Origin of the sequence: Kitasatospora sp. A2-31 (assembly GCF_022288725.1) — a bacterium.
GTDB lineage: Bacteria > Actinomycetota > Actinomycetes > Streptomycetales > Streptomycetaceae > Kitasatospora.
Genome location: NZ_JAKNTA010000010.1, coordinates 200,312 through 214,299 on the forward strand (window position 1 = coordinate 200,312; position 13,988 = coordinate 214,299).

Here is a 13,988-nt window from a genome sequence, read left to right on the forward strand (position 1 = left end):
CGGCGGTGTGCGGGGCCGTCACGGGGAAGAACGGCCTCATGGCCCTTTCCCGGGAGTCCGTCGCCACCGTGGTGCGCCGCGGTGCCCGCGAGCCCTTCGTCGTCTATTCGATCCGGGCGACCGTCGCCGCCACCCTGTCCTACGCGGTGGCCACCCAGCTGAGCAGTGAACCGGCGCCGCTCACCGCGCCGCTGACGGCCCTGCTGGTGGTCCAGGTGACCGTCTACTCGACGCTGACCACCAGCATCCGCCGGGTCAACTCGGTGGTGGTCGGGGTCCTGATCGCGATCGGCTTCAGCTCGGTGGTGGGCCTCTCCTGGTGGAGCCTCGGGCTGATCATCCTGGCCTCGCTGACCATCGGCCGGTTCGTCCGGGTGGACGAGTTCGTCCAGGAGGTGGCGATCAGCGCCATGCTCATCCTGGGGGTCTCCCAGGTGACCTCGCAGGCCTGGGACCGGGTGCTGGAGACGCTCATCGGGGCCGTCGTCGGGCTGCTGTTCAACCTGGTCTTCGCCCCGCCGGTCTGGCTCGACACCGCCGGTGAGTCGATCGAGGACCTCGCCCGGCGCGCCCGCCACCTGCTGCTGGGCATCGGCGAGGAGCTGGGGCGGCCCACCCCGGTGGAGCGCGCGGCCGAGCGGCTGCACGAGGCCCGCCGGCTCGACCAGGCGATCGCCGACGTCGACGCCGCACTGCGGCAGGCCGAGGACAGCCTGCGGCTCAACCCCCGGATCAGTGAGGGCCTGCTCTCCCGGCTGGTGCTGCGCACCGGCCTGGACACCCTGGAGATCTGCGTGGTGGTGATCCGGGTCCTGGCCCGGTCGATCACCGATCTGGCCAAGCGGCGGGCGCCCGGCGAGCGGCTCTTCCCGGTCGACGTGGCGGTGGCGCTGGAGGAACTGCTGGCGCACCTCGGCGGGGCGCTGGTGAGCTTCGCCGTCCTGGTCACCACCCCGGTCAGCCGCAACGCCGAGGAGGCCGAGCAGCGGCTCGCCGCCGAGCTGGCGGCCTCCTGGGCGAGCCGGGAGAACGTCGCCCAGCTGCTGCTGCAACGGGTCCAGGAGCACCCGGAGGCCTGGCAACTGCACGGCTCGCTGCTCGCCGAGGTGGACCGGATCCTGGACGAGCTGGACCTCGAACACCGCGGCCGGCGGCTGATGGAGGAGCTGGACCGGGCGGCGGTGGCGAGCCGGGAGCGGTTCTCCCGCTTCGCCTGGCTGCGCAGGCTGGCACGCGGCGAGCGCCTGCGCGCCGACCGGCTGCGGCCGGCCCGGCGGCGGCGGCGCGAGCAGCGTCCGCCGGCGGGCGACCGGGCCGGGCAGCCCTGAGGCCGGGCCCCGGGCGGCGGCGGGTCACGGCATCAGCCAGGGCTCCTGCGGGAGCGGGCGGCCGGTCTCCAGGTAGGTCTTGAGGTTCGACAGGACCGCCGACCAGCCTGCCTCGGCCTCGGCCTGCTCGCGCTCGTCGGCGAGGTTCTCGTGGGTGACGACGAGCCGGGTGAGGTCGCGGTGGCCCTGGAGCCGGAAGGTCACCCGGGAGGGGCCGCCCGGGCGGTGCTCATCCGGGCCGGCCCAGGTGGTGACCAGCCGGTGCGGGCGCTCCACCTCCACGACGGTGCCGACCACGTCGGCGATGCCGGAGTCGTCTGTGCGGCGGTGCTCCCAGGCGGCGCCGGGTAGCCAGGTGGAGACGTTGCGGTGGCCCCAGTAGACGCCGGACTCGTCCGCGTTGGTGAGGGCGTGCCAGACGTGCTCGGGCGTGGCGTGCAGGTAGACGGTGTGGCGGACGGCCGGGACGGTCACGGCGTCACCCCCGCGCCGCGTCGAGGAGCGGCTGGATCTCGATCTTCCGCATCTGCAGCATCGCCGCCATGACGCGGTCGGCCTTGGCGCGGTCCGGGCCGGAGATCAGCTCGGTCAGTACGCGCGGGACGATCTGCCAGGAGAGGCCGAAGCGGTCCTTCAGCCAGCCGCACCGGCTCTCCTCGCCGCCGTCCGCCACGAGCCCCGCCCAGAGCCGGTCCACCTCCGCCTGGTCGGCGCAGTCGACCTGGAGCGAGACGGCCTCGGTGAAGTGGAACACCGGGCCGCCGTTGAGGGCGGTGTAGCGCTGGCCGGCGAGCTCGAACTCGACGGTCATCACGGTGCCCGGCTCCCCGGGGCCGACGTCGCCGTAGCGGGTGGTCCCGGTGATGCGGGAGTCGGGGAAGAGCGAGGTGTAGAGGCGGGCGGCCTCTTCGGCCCGGTCGTCGTACCAGAGGAAGGTGGTGATCTTCTGCATGGCCCGACGGTAGCCGCGGCCCCCGGCCGGGCGGCCGAGCCACGGCCGGGGGTCACCGGTTCGGCGCCCCCGGCCGGCCGGGGGCGGCCGGGGGTCTCCGCCGGCCGCCGCGAGGCTCCGTCAGTGCACCCGGCCCGCATAGCGCCGGGCGGAGCGCCGGCCGGTGCCGGCCGTCACCACGACGTCGTAGCGGCCCTGACCGTCCAGCGGCCAGAGCACGTTCACCTGCTTGCCGGCCGTCACGATCGGCACCCCGATGTCGATCCGGCCGTCCCGGCCGTCCCTTGTACGGGAACGCGACCGTGCCGTCGTTGGTCATGGTGCAGGTGACCTTGCCGGTCTTCCGGTCCACGTCCACGTCGGCCCCTCGAACCCGAGCCGTCGACAGGAGGGGCACGGGGGAGCGGGGCGGTTCAGTCGAGGCCGCGGCCCTGCCGGAGCCGGGCGGCGACGGCCTCCGGGTCCACCAGCGGCGCCGGGTAGTCGGCCGGCGGGCGGTGCCGGCGCCAGGGCCGGTGCACGGACCGGCCGGGCAGCGCGGCCAGTTCGGGCACCCAGCGGCGGACGTAGGCGCCGTCCGGGTCGAGCCGGTCGGCCTGGGCGAGGGGGTTGAGGACGCGGTTCGGCCGGGTGTCGGTGCCCGTCCCGGCCACCCACTGCCAGTTCAGCTGGTTGTTGGCCAGATCCCCGTCCACCAGCAGTCGCAGGAAGTGCCGGGCCCCCGGACGCCAGTCCTGGTAGAGCGTCTTGGTCAGGAAGGAGGCGGTGACCAGCCGGGCCCGGTTGTGCATCCAGCCTTCGTGGGCGAGTTGGCGCATCCCGGCGTCCACCAGGGGGAACCCGGTCCGGCCCGCCCGCCAGGCCTCGGCCTCCGCGGTGTCGGAGAGCCAGCGGTCGCCCTTGGACCGGTAGTCGTGGTGCGCGGCGTCCGGGCGGGCAGCGAGCACCTGGTGGTGGAAGTCGCGCCAGGCCAGCTGCCGGACGAACGCCTCCGCCCCGCCGCCGCCGCGCCGTTCGGCGGAGGCGACCAGCTCGGCCGCGGAGAGGCAGCCGAAGTGCAGGTACGGCGAAAGGCGTGACGTCCCGTCGGCGGCGAGGTCGTCGTGCAGCTCGGCGTACCGGTCCAGGTCGTAACGCTGCCAGCGCCGGCGCCCGGCACGCTCACCGCCGGGCGGCAGGCCCGGCGACTCGGGCGTGGCGGTGGGCAGCGGCTCGCTCGCGATGCCCTCGGGGGTGCGCAGCGCCCGGGGCGGGCCGTGGACGGTGCGGCGCGGAGCCTGCTGCCACGAGCGGAAGTACGGGGTGAAGACGGCGTAGTGGTCCTTGCCGGCGGGGGCGAGGGCGCCGGGCACGACCACGGTGAGCGCGCCGTCGTGGACGTGCAGGCGGGCGCCGAGACGGGCGCGCAGGGCCTGTTCGCGACGGTGGGCGAAGGCACTCACCCCGCCGGCGACGTGCACCGAGGCGGCACCGGTCTCGTCGGCGAGCCTGGCGACCGCGGCGGCGGCCGGTCCGTGGCGCAGGACCAGCCGGCCGCCGAGCGGGCGCAGCCGGGCGTCCAGGTCGGCGAGGCAGTCCGCGAGGAAGGCGACGCGGTTGGGCGCGGCGAAACCGGCGGCGGTGACGTCCGGGTCGAGCACGAAGAGCGGCACGACCTCGTCGGCGGCGGCGCCGGCGGCGCGGAGCACGGGGTTGTCGTGCAGCCGCAGGTCCTGGGTGAACAGGGCGATGGAGACGGTCATCGGTGGCGGGCCCGGTGGGGTGGAGGGGACGTGGCAGGCATGCGAGCCTCCCACCCGGGCCGCGGCCGGGCGAGCCGACGCGCCGGGGCGGGCGTCGGTGCGGACGGTGCCCGTCGCGGCCGCTCCTGCCGGCCGACCGCCGCTCCCGGCCGACCGCCAGCCGGTTCAGGCCGGCCGTCCCCAGGGTCGGCCGCGCTCCGGCTCGGGCCGGCCGCGCTCCGGTTCAGGCCAGGGTGAGGAAGAGCTTCTCCAGCTCGGCCTCGCTCATCGGCGCGCCGTTCTCGTCGGCGGCCGCCATGCACTGGCGCATCCCGCTGGCCACGATCTTGAAGCCGGCCCGGTCCAGCGCCCGCGACACGGCCGCGAGCTGGGTCACCACGTCCTTGCAGTCGCGGCCCGCCTCGATCATCGCGATCACGCCCGCCAACTGCCCCTGGGCGCGGCGGAGCCGGTTCAGGATCGCACCGACCGCTTCCTCGTCCACCTGCATCTCTGGCCGCCTTCCGCTGCTCGGACCGGTGGCCAGTGTACCCCGTGGGGTATCGGCGCCGGTCCGGTCCCCATGCACCCGGGCAGAGCCGCGGTGCCCGGGCGAGCGATGGCCGGAGCCGTGACGGACGGGGCGAGCGCCGCACGGGGCGAGCGCTGGACGGGATGTCGAGGGGGACGGGCGGGGCGTGCACCGGATGTCGAGGGGGCGGGCCGGTCAGCGCCTGGCCAGGCGGCGCTCCCCACCCGCGCCGGGGGTGTAGTCCAGCGAGTAGTGCGCGAAGACCGCCGGCTCGTCCTCCGCCGGCAGGACGTCGTCCGTACCGATCGAGGGCGCCTGTTTGACCATGCTCTTCGGGTACGCCACCCGCACGTACCCCGGCCCGAGGACGGCGTGGTCCAGGGGCACGAAGACCAGCCGGCGCCGGGACGGCAGGCCGACCGTGACGGTGGCGAAGAACGGCAGGTCGCTCGCGGTCTCCACGTAGACGGATTCGAGCGTGCCGATCCGGCGGTCCTTCTCGTCGACCACGGCGTGGCCGCGCCACTCCCTGATGTCCGCCGAGCCGATCATCGCGGCCTCCCATCGCCGGCCGGTTCCGGAGGTCTCCGGGAACCTCCATCCTGCAACGGCCCGGGCCGGTCCGCCCGGCGGGCCGTCCGCCTGAAGATCCGGTCAGCGGCAGCACCGGTCGGCGGCCGTCACCGCATTGACCGCAGCGCCGGAGTTCCCCCGTGAACACCGTCAATGGCTCGTGGAGAGTTCTTGCCACAGATCAAGGGCAGCAACTATCGTGAATTGACTCATTGAGCAATAAACTAGCGAACCCTGGGGTCAGGTTGGACGACTCTGAGCAGGCACTGGAGCGGCTCTCCCGAGCCATCGGCCCGATGCCGGCCGACCTGACAGCCAAGGTCAAACAGGCCATCCGGCAGTCACTCGCGGCCGCCCCCGCACCCACCGGCGTTCTGCGGGAATCCGACGCCTCCCCGGAACAGGAATTCACCGAGTCCCCAGGGGGGTCCACCGAACTCCCAGGAAACTCCCAGACAGCGAACTCCGGGGAACTCGGCGAATTCACGGAGTACGACCTGCCGGCGAACGCCGCGCTGCACGCCTCGACCGCCCCCCCGGCACGCGAGAACTGAACCGGACCGGCCGGAGGGCGGACCGGGGGCACCCGGGAGGGCTCTGGCACGCCTGCGCCGTCAGGCTCCCCCGGCCCGCGGCAGGCTCGCGACGCGCTTCAGCCCCGCATCGCGAGCGCGGGACCGTCCGCAGGGGCGCACGAGTCGCACGCCCGCCGGACATCGGCCACGGTGCCGTCGGTCCGGCCGGGCTCCCCGGCCTGCTCCCGCACCGTTCGCTCCAGACGGGCGAGGCAACGACCCCGCTTCGGCCCGACGGATTCCGGAGGTATCCCGAGGGCGGCGCCGATCTCGTCGTCGGGCATCTGCGGGTCGGCCACCAGCAGACCCAGCAGCGCCTGGCAGCACTCCGGCAGCCGGCGGAAGGCGCGCAGCACCTCGTCGTCCTGCTCGGAGTCCGGCAGGGGGCTCGGAACGCCGCCACCGGCGGCCTCCGGCCGATCGGTCCCCTCCGACTCCCCCGCCGGAAGGCGTCGCCCCGACCGCTCGACGTGCGCCAGACTCTCCCGGCGGGCCGCGGCTGCGATCCACGGCACGATCCGCTCCGGCGGCCGGAGCTCGGAGAGGTGTCGAACGACCCTCAGCCAGGCGGCCCGTACGACGTCTTCACAGTCCGCCGCACTCAGCCGATGGCTCCGCACGATCGCGAAGACCAGCGGCGTGTAGCGGCCCACCAGCTCGTCCCAGGCGTCCGGTTCGCCGGCCAGGCACCTACCCACAAGTTCGCTCGGCGCAGTCGTGCGCAACGAATCCCCCGTCATGTCGTCACCAAGCCCAGTAGGAGATGACGGCGGTCCTTCGTGCGGCGCTTCCCAGGGCGCCGGACCCCGCCACCGAGCCGAGGGTGATCTTCGACCAGTAGCTTCCGTACAGCACCGTCACGTCGGCTACAGGCGTAAACCATACGTGTCGGCCGACGCCGCCTGTCAACACGACACCCGCGCCGGGAAACCGATCCTACGATCCGTCAGCAGCGCCTCGGCCCGGACGGATCGCGCCGCAGATCACACCGCGTGTCACGCCCGTTCCGGCCCCTCGTCACGGCTCCGGCTGCAGAGACCGCTCCGCGTCCCGCCCGGCGGGCTGCTCCCGGCCGGTCTGTCCGAGCAGCTGGACGGCCCCCGGGCAGGGCGCGGCGTCGACCTGCCTCCGCGATCGCCGTGGTGCTCAGCACCTGGGCCCGCCTGCAGGCCTGATCGGTCAGGACGTGCTCGGCCATCCGACCTCCGCTCCGCCGGTCGGCGGAGAGCGGATCGAGGTACCGACGCCCGAGCCGGAGGCCGGACCGACCGCGCCGAGGTCATCGCCGAGCGACCTCCACCTCCGGGGGCCGAACCGCCCGCCGGCCAGCGGGGGTCAGGGCCGGCCCGGGCGGTGGACGGCGAGCAGGGGCGGCTCGATCGGCCAGGGCAGCGGGGCGGCGGCGGCCGCGGCGGCGGCGAGGCGGAGCGCACCGAGCAGGGGCGGCCCGTCCGGCCGGCGCAGGCGCGCGGTGGGGAGGCGGTCGGCCAGCGCCGCCTCGGTGGCCGAGCGGAGCCGTGCGAGGTTGAACAGTCCCCCGGTCAGGGCCAGGCGGGGCTCCGCCAGACCGGCCGCGGTCGCCGCGGCCGCCGCCGTGGCCGCGATCTCCTCCCCCGCCCGCCGCAGGATCACCCCGGCGACCGGGCAGCCGTCGTCGGCCGCCCCGGCCACCTCCGGCGCGAAGGCCGCGAGCAGCGCAGCCCGGTCGGGGCGCGGCTGGAGCGCGGCCGGCAGGCCGGTCACCGGGCCGTAGCGGCGCTCGGCCCGTTCGAGCAGTGCGGGCGATCCGCCGCTCCGGCCGTCGTACGCGCGCAGCGCCGCTTCGAGACCCGCCCGGCCGATCCAGCCGCCACTGCCGCAGTCGCCCAGCAACTGGCCCCAGCCGTCGGCCCGTCGCCAGCCGGAGCCCGGACGGTGGCCGATCGCGACCAGCCCCGTCCCGGCCGCGACGGTCACGCCGGCCCGGGTGCCGAGGGCTCCGACGTAGGCGGCGACGGCGTCCCCGGCCAGGACCAGCCGTTCCGCGCCGGTGGCGCGGGCCAGGGTGCCGGGAAGACCGGCGGCCAGGTCCCGGCCGAGCAGCGCCATCCCGGTCGCCCCGACGGCGACCGCACCGATGTGTGCGTGGTGCGGCAAGTCCGCTGCGAGCGAGGAGAGTTCGGGGATCAGCCGGGCGAGCAGCGCGTCGGCGTCATGGCCGGATGCCGTGATCCGCGCCGCGACCGGGAGGTCGCGGGTCCGCACGCCGACGAGGTCGTCCGACCGGTCGGCCGGGGCCAGGGCGAGCCGGGCGCCGGTGCCGCCGACGTCGATGCCGACCACCCACACGTCGGCGACCGGGACGGGGGGTGGGGGTGACGCCTCGGCCGGTCCCGCTGCCGCGCCGCGGTCACCGGCGTGGGCGCTCGCCCTCGCCGGCACCGGATCCGCCCGGTCCGCCTGCTCCACCGCCGCCTCCCTCCCTCACCCCTCGGCGTTCCCCGCCCCGCCCGGGCCATGCCGCACGGGCGGGGGCGGGACCGGGCCCGCCCTCGGGCGCCCCGGCCCCGCTCCCGGCCCCGCACCGGCTCAGCCCGTCCCGCCCTTCGGCTTGTCCTCGTCCACGATCTCGGCGTCGACGACCTCCTCCTCCCCCGCGCCGGCCGCCCCGCCGCCCTCGGCCCCGGCGGCCTGCGCACCGGACGCCTGGCCATCGGCGGACTGGGCGTAGAGCGCCGCGCCGATCTTCTGCGCGACCACCGCCGCCCGGTCCGTCGCGGCGCGGACGGCTGCGGTGTCCTCACCCTTGAGCGTCTCCCGCAGCTCCGAGAGGGCCGTCTCCACCTCGGACCTGACGTCCTCGGGCACCTTGCCGGGGTTGTCGGCGAGGACCTTCTCGGTCGAGTACACGAGCTGCTCGGCCTGGTTCCGCGTCTCCGCCGCCTCCTTGCGGAGCCGGTCCTCCTCCGCGTGCTGCTCCGCCTCCCGCATCATCCGTGCGATGTCGTCCTTCGGCAGCGCCGAGCCGCCGGTGACGGTCATCTTCTGCTCCCGCCCGGTCCCGAGGTCCTTGGCGCCGACGTGCATGATGCCGTTGGCGTCGATGTCGAAGGTGACCTCGATCTGGGGCACGCCGCGGGGGGCCGGCGGCAGGCCGGTCAGCTCGAACATGCCGAGCCTCTTGTTGTACGCGGCGATCTCGCGCTCGCCCTGGTAGACCTGGATCTGCACGGACGGCTGGTTGTCCTCGGCCGTGGTGAAGATCTCGGAGCGCTTGGTCGGGATCGTGGTGTTGCGCTCGATCAACCTGGTCATGATGCCGCCCTTGGTCTCGATGCCGAGGGACAGGGGCGTCACGTCGAGCAGCAGGACGTCCTTGACCTCGCCCTTCAGCACGCCGGCCTGGAGCGAGGCGCCGACGGCGACCACCTCGTCCGGGTTGACGCCCTTGTGCGGGTCCTTGCCGGTGAGCGACTTGACCAGCTCCGTGACGGCCGGCATCCGGGTCGAGCCGCCGACCAGGATCACGTGGTCGATGTCCGAGACCTGGATGCCCGCGTCCTCCACGGCCTGGTGGAACGGTCCGCGGCAGCGCTCCAGCAGGTCGGCGGTGAGCTGTTCGAACTGGGCCCGGGTGAGCTTCTCCTCCAGGTGCAGCGGCCCATCGGCGGAGGCGCTCACATAGGGCAGGTTGATCGTCGTCTCGGTGGCCGAGGAGAGCTCGATCTTGGCCTTCTCGGCGGCCTCGCGCAGACGCTGCGCGGCCATCCTGTCCTTGGACAGGTCGATCCCGTAGCCGTTCTTGAACTGCCGCACCAGGTGGTCGACGACCTTCTGGTCCCAGTCGTCACCGCCGAGGTGGGTGTCGCCGTTGGTGGACTTCACCTCGACGACCCCCTCGCCGATCTCCAGCAGCGAGACGTCGAAGGTGCCGCCGCCGAGGTCGAACACCAGGATCGTCTGGTCGCTCCCCTTGTCCAGGCCGTAGGCCAGCGCGGCGGCCGTCGGCTCGTTGACGATGCGCAGCACCCGCAGACCGGCGATCTCGCCCGCCTCCTTGGTCGCGGTGCGCTGGGAGTCGTTGAAGTAGGCGGGCACGGTGACCACGGCGTCGGTCACGTCCTCGCCCAGGTAGGACTCGGCGTCCCGCTTCAGCTTCTGCAGCACCCGGGCGGAGATCTCCTGCGCGGTGTACCTCCTGCCGTCGACGTCCCCGGCCTCGGGGAAGCGCCACTGCGCATCGCCGACGTGCCGCTTCACCGACCGGGCCGTACGGTCGACGTTGGTCACCGCCTGACGCTTGGCCACCTCGCCGACCAGCACCTCGCCGCCCTTGGCGAACGCGACCACCGACGGCGTGGTGCGGGCACCCTCCGCGTTCGGCACGACGGCGGGCTCGCCGCCCTCCAGCACGCAGACGACGGAGTTGGTGGTGCCCAGGTCGATCCCGACTGAGCGAGCCATCGCGGTCCTCCCTCCTGAGCGGCCCGGCCGGCGGGCCTCGCCGCCACTCCTTTCGACCGCTCATGAAAGTTGAGCGGATCCCTGTCAATTCAATTGTCACTCGACGCTGCCGGTAACGCCGCCCGGCGCAGTGCCGGCGTGCCGGCGACCTTGCGAGCCGCCCGCTCGCCCGCTCGGCCGCTCGACCGGGCCCGCGAACGGGCGCTGACCTGCGGCGCGCGCCCCGGGATCACCCGGCCGGGCGGCGACGACGGGCCGGGGCCGGTCGGGCGAAGTAGCGTGATGTGCCTGGCCCGACCGGTTCCTCCCGGTCCGCCCGGATCCGATCGTTCTGTCCGAAGCTGTCTTCACCCCGCTGCCGGAGGAGGCCCGATGGGCGTGCCAGCCGCTCGCATCGTGTTCGACGAGATCGACCGTTCGGCCGTCGCGGACGCGGTGACCGAGATCCTCGCCACCGGCGCGCTGACGCTCGGCCCGTGGACCGAGCGGTTCGAGCAGGCCTTCGCCGCCGAGCACGGCGCCCCGTACGCGGTCGCCGTCGCCAGCGGGACGGCCGCGCTGGAGATCGCGCTGCGCACGGTCGACGTCCGCGACCGCGACGTGGTCGTCCCGGCCGTCACCTTCTACGCGACCGCCGCCGCCGTGGTGCACGCGGGCGGCCGACCGGTGATCGCCGACGTGGACGCGCAGACCCTGGCGCTGAGCCCGGCCACCCTGGAGGCCGCGCTCACGCCGGCCACCGCGGCCGTCGTCCTGGTGCACATCGGCGGGCTGGTCACCCCCGAGGTGGACGCCCTGCGCGCGATCTGCGACCGCCGGGGCGTCCCGCTGGTCGAGGACGCCGCCCACGCCCACGGCAGCAGCCACGACGGGCGCGCCGCCGGCACCTTCGGCCTGGCCGGCGCCTTCTCGTTCTACCCGACCAAGGTCACCACCAGTGGCGAGGGCGGCATGATCCTCACCGACTCCGCCGAACTGCGCGACGAGGCCCGGATCTACCGCGACCAGGGCAAGGGCTCGTTCACCACCAACCACCACGTCCGGCTCGGCGCCTCCTGGCGGATGAGCGAGCTGAACGCCGCCGTCGGCGCGGTGCACCTGCGCCGGCTCAAGGAGTTCGTGGAGACCAGGCGGCGGGTCGCCCAGCGTTACGACGCGGCGCTCGCCGGGCTCGACGGCCTGCAGCCGATCACCGAGCCGACCGGCTCCCGCAGCAACTACTACAAGTACGTGGCGCTGCTGCCGCCCGGTGTCGACCGCGCCGCGTTCAAGCAGACCGTGGCCGAGGACTTCGGTGTCCGCCTCTCCGGCGAGGTGTACGACCTGCCGCTGCACCTGCAGCCGGTGCTCGCCCCCTACCGGCGGGGCCCGCTCCCGGTGGCCGAGGACCTCTGCGCCCGCCAGATCTGCCTGCCGGTGCATTCCGACATGACCGAGGACGAGACCGACCAGGTGATCGAGGCGGTCACCGCCGTCCACCGGCGGCTCGCGGGGTGATGCCGGAGCCGCCCCCCCGGGCGGCCCGAGAGAGTCCGTCCCAGCGTCCCGTCCGGGCCGTCCGCCGAAGCGGACGGGCCCCCGGGCGGGCCGGAGAAGGAGAGAGATCGTGCGCATAGCCGTCACCGGGGGCTGCGGATTCATCGGCTCGCACGTCGTGGACCGGCTGCTGGCCGCCGGACACGAGGTGCTCGCGGTGGACACCACCGACCAGTACCTCAACCCCGCCGCCGAGCACGCCCGCATCGACGTCCTCGACCTGCCCGCCCTCACCTCCGCCCTGGACGGCAGCGAGGTGGTGTTCCACCTCGCCGCGATGGCCGACGTCGAACGCGTCGCCGCCGACCCGGTACGGGCGGTGCGGACCAACATCGACGGCACCGAGGCCGTCCTGGAGGCGGCCCGGCGCAGCGGGCTCAGCCGCACCGTGCTGGCGAGCACCGTCTGGGTCTACGGCGCCGCCCTCACCGAGAACGAACTCGACGGCGGTGAACAGGAGCTGGACGAGCACGTGCCGATCGAGCTGGAGCACAGCGGCCACCTCTACGTCGCCACCAAGCTCGCCGCCGAGATGCTGGTGCACAGCTACCGCGAGCTCTACGGACAGCACTTCACCATCCTGCGCTACGGCATCCCGTACGGGCCGCGGATGCGGGACGAGCTGGTGGTCGCCCGGTTCGTGCAGGCCGCCCTCGCCGGCCGCCCGATCACCATCGCCGGCGACGGCCGGCAGAGCCGCAACTTCGTCTACGTCGAGGACCTCGCCGACGCCCACGTCCGGGCCCTCTCCCCCGCCGCCGAGGACCAGACCTTCGCGTTGGAGGGCTCGACCGCGATCTCGGTGCGGGAGATCGCCGACACCGTCGACCGGCTGCTCGGGCCGGTCAGCATCGAGCACATCGAGGCCCGGGCGGCCGACTACGCCGGGCGGCGGATCTCGGCCGCCCAGGCGAAGCGGCTCCTCGGGTGGTCACCGCGGACCAACTTCGCGGACGGCGTGCGGCGGTACGCCGACTGGTACCGGGAGGCGACGGCCGCCACGGCCCGCCCCAGGTCCGGCCGCCCGTCCGGCGCCGCCTGAGGCGGGGGCCCGGTGCCACACGCGCTGCTGGTCTCCGGTTCGCTGGGGCAGGGCCACGACGTGATGGCCCGGGCCTGCGCCGACTCGCTGGAGGCCCGCGGCTGGACCACCGCCACCGTCGACGCGATGGCCCTGCTCGGCGAGCGCGCGGGCGCCGCCGGCGAGGCGGTCTTCCGCCGGCTGCTCGACCTGCCGGGGGTCTACGACGCCTTCCACTTCTCGGCGCTGCGCCCCGGCGCGCGGATCGCCCTGGCCGCCGACGCCGCCGCCCGGCGGCGGCTCGTCCCGGCCCTGCGCGCGCTGCTGGACGAGCAGCGGCCGGCGCTGGTGGTCTCCGTGTTCGCCACCGCCACCTCGGCGGTGAACCAGCTGCTCGCCCCGGACCGGGGGTGGGGACGCTGGCGTGGCCGGGGGGACGGCCGCGGACCTCGACCCGGGCCGGAGCCGGCGTTCCGGCACATGGTGCTCTGCACGGACGTCACGCCGCACCGCCTCTGGGTCCAGCCCGGCACCGACCTCTTCCTGGTCACCTCGGAGGTCGCCGCCTGCGCGGTCCGGCGCTACCGCCCGGACGCGGCGGTCGCCGTGCTGCCGGCCCCGCTGCGCGAGCCGTTCTACCACCCGCCGGGGCGGGCCGAGGCGCGGGCGGAGCTCGGGGTGCCGCCGACCGCCCGGTGCGTCCTGCTGATGTCCGGCTCCTGGGGCCTCGGCCCGCTGGCCCGTACGGCCGCGCAGCTCTCCGACGCCGGGCCGCACGTGCTGGCCGTGGCCGGTAGCAACCGCGAGCTGGAGCGCCGGCTGCACCGCGCCGCGCGCCACCGGCCCAACCTGCACCCCTTCGGTTACACCGACCGGATCCCCGCCCTGATGGCCGCCGCCGACCTGGTGGTGACCAGCTCCGGGGACACCTGCAGCGAAGCCCGCGCCCTGGGCCGCCGTCTGCTGCTGCTGGACGTCGTCCAGGGCCACGGACGCGACAACCTCCAGCACGAGCTGGAACTCGGCCACGCCGACGTGGCCTCGGCCCGCCCCGCCGAGGTGGTCCGCAACGCCCTCGCCGCCCTGACCCGCCCCGCACCGCCCCCGTCCCCCGGCGCCACCCCCACCGCCTGGCGCACCGGCTTCACGGCGGCCCTGCGGCAGGTGGGGTTGGCGGGGGCGGAACCCGCAGCGGCGGCCGGTGAGCCCGGGGATCCCGCAACGACGCCCTGACCGGCCCGTCGAACCCGCCCGAGGGGGCGGGGCCCGCACCCGAGGCGAACAGGGGGCGGCGGCGAGCAGGGGAG

14 protein-coding genes are annotated in these 13,988 nt (G+C 74.9%); 5 read left to right on the plus strand and 9 right to left on the minus strand.

All coding sequences use genetic code 11. From position 1 onward, the window contains the following. Positions 1 to 38 precede the first annotated feature (38 nt). Complete coding sequence (locus MCM47_RS26690) at positions 39 to 1,328, plus strand: aromatic acid exporter family protein (RefSeq protein WP_238864250.1); 1,290 nt, start codon at positions 39 to 41, stop codon at positions 1,326 to 1,328. 24 nt (positions 1,329 to 1,352) lie between these two features. Here MCM47_RS26690 and MCM47_RS26695 read toward each other — a convergent pair whose 3' ends face one another. From MCM47_RS26695 to MCM47_RS26715, 6 genes are all read right to left on the minus strand, one after another. Then, positions 1,353 to 1,802, minus strand: a complete 450-nt coding sequence (locus MCM47_RS26695) for an SRPBCC domain-containing protein (protein ID WP_238864251.1) — start codon at positions 1,800 to 1,802, stop codon at positions 1,353 to 1,355. A gap of 4 nt (positions 1,803 to 1,806) precedes the next feature. Continuing rightward, positions 1,807 to 2,280 carry a VOC family protein gene (locus MCM47_RS26700; protein ID WP_238864252.1) on the minus strand — a complete coding sequence of 158 codons (474 nt, stop codon included), beginning with the start codon at positions 2,278 to 2,280 and terminating at the stop codon, positions 1,807 to 1,809. A gap of 120 nt (positions 2,281 to 2,400) precedes the next feature. Next, a complete protein-coding gene (locus MCM47_RS41895; RefSeq protein ID WP_255752819.1) occupies positions 2,401 to 2,532 on the minus strand; it encodes a hypothetical protein in 132 nt (43 codons plus the stop codon). 161 nt (positions 2,533 to 2,693) lie between these two features. Further along, positions 2,694 to 4,022, minus strand: coding sequence for a deoxyribodipyrimidine photo-lyase (locus MCM47_RS26705; RefSeq protein WP_238864253.1), 1,329 nt, complete (start codon positions 4,020 to 4,022; stop codon positions 2,694 to 2,696). 223 nt (positions 4,023 to 4,245) lie between these two features. After that, a complete protein-coding gene (locus MCM47_RS26710) occupies positions 4,246 to 4,512 on the minus strand; it encodes a metal-sensitive transcriptional regulator (RefSeq protein WP_238864254.1) in 267 nt (88 codons plus the stop codon). A 216-nt stretch (positions 4,513 to 4,728) separates the two neighbouring features. Continuing rightward, entirely contained in the window at positions 4,729 to 5,085 is a 357-nt protein-coding gene (locus MCM47_RS26715) for a PRC-barrel domain-containing protein (RefSeq protein WP_238864255.1), read from the minus strand. A 266-nt stretch (positions 5,086 to 5,351) separates the two neighbouring features. Here MCM47_RS26715 and MCM47_RS26720 point away from each other — a divergent pair, with 266 nt between their 5' ends. Then, positions 5,352 to 5,660 carry a hypothetical protein gene (locus MCM47_RS26720; RefSeq protein WP_238864256.1) on the plus strand — a complete coding sequence of 103 codons (309 nt, stop codon included), beginning with the start codon at positions 5,352 to 5,354 and terminating at the stop codon, positions 5,658 to 5,660. A gap of 98 nt (positions 5,661 to 5,758) precedes the next feature. Here MCM47_RS26720 and MCM47_RS26725 read toward each other — a convergent pair whose 3' ends face one another. From MCM47_RS26725 to dnaK, 3 genes are all read right to left on the minus strand, one after another. After that, positions 5,759 to 6,406 carry an RNA polymerase sigma factor gene (locus tag MCM47_RS26725; protein WP_238864257.1) on the minus strand — a complete coding sequence of 216 codons (648 nt, stop codon included), beginning with the start codon at positions 6,404 to 6,406 and terminating at the stop codon, positions 5,759 to 5,761. A 610-nt stretch (positions 6,407 to 7,016) separates the two neighbouring features. Continuing rightward, positions 7,017 to 8,129: a BadF/BadG/BcrA/BcrD ATPase family protein gene (locus tag MCM47_RS26730; RefSeq protein WP_238864258.1), complete on the minus strand. Its 1,113-nt coding sequence runs from the start codon at positions 8,127 to 8,129 to the stop codon at positions 7,017 to 7,019. Positions 8,130 to 8,249: 120 nt separating this feature from the next. Next, positions 8,250 to 10,124: a molecular chaperone DnaK gene (gene dnaK / locus MCM47_RS26735; RefSeq protein WP_238864259.1), complete on the minus strand. Its 1,875-nt coding sequence runs from the start codon at positions 10,122 to 10,124 to the stop codon at positions 8,250 to 8,252. A gap of 372 nt (positions 10,125 to 10,496) precedes the next feature. Here dnaK and MCM47_RS26740 point away from each other — a divergent pair, with 372 nt between their 5' ends. The 3 genes from MCM47_RS26740 to MCM47_RS43410 all read left to right on the plus strand — a co-directional run bounded on the left by MCM47_RS26740 (position 10,497) and on the right by MCM47_RS43410 (position 13,914). Next, a complete protein-coding gene (locus MCM47_RS26740; protein ID WP_238864260.1) occupies positions 10,497 to 11,621 on the plus strand; it encodes a DegT/DnrJ/EryC1/StrS aminotransferase family protein in 1,125 nt (374 codons plus the stop codon). Between the two features lie 109 nt (positions 11,622 to 11,730). After that, entirely contained in the window at positions 11,731 to 12,702 is a 972-nt protein-coding gene (locus tag MCM47_RS26745) for an NAD(P)-dependent oxidoreductase (protein WP_238864261.1), read from the plus strand. Between the two features lie 12 nt (positions 12,703 to 12,714). After that, positions 12,715 to 13,914, plus strand: coding sequence for a glycosyltransferase (locus MCM47_RS43410; RefSeq protein WP_238864262.1), 1,200 nt, complete (start codon positions 12,715 to 12,717; stop codon positions 13,912 to 13,914). Positions 13,915 to 13,988 lie beyond the last annotated feature (74 nt).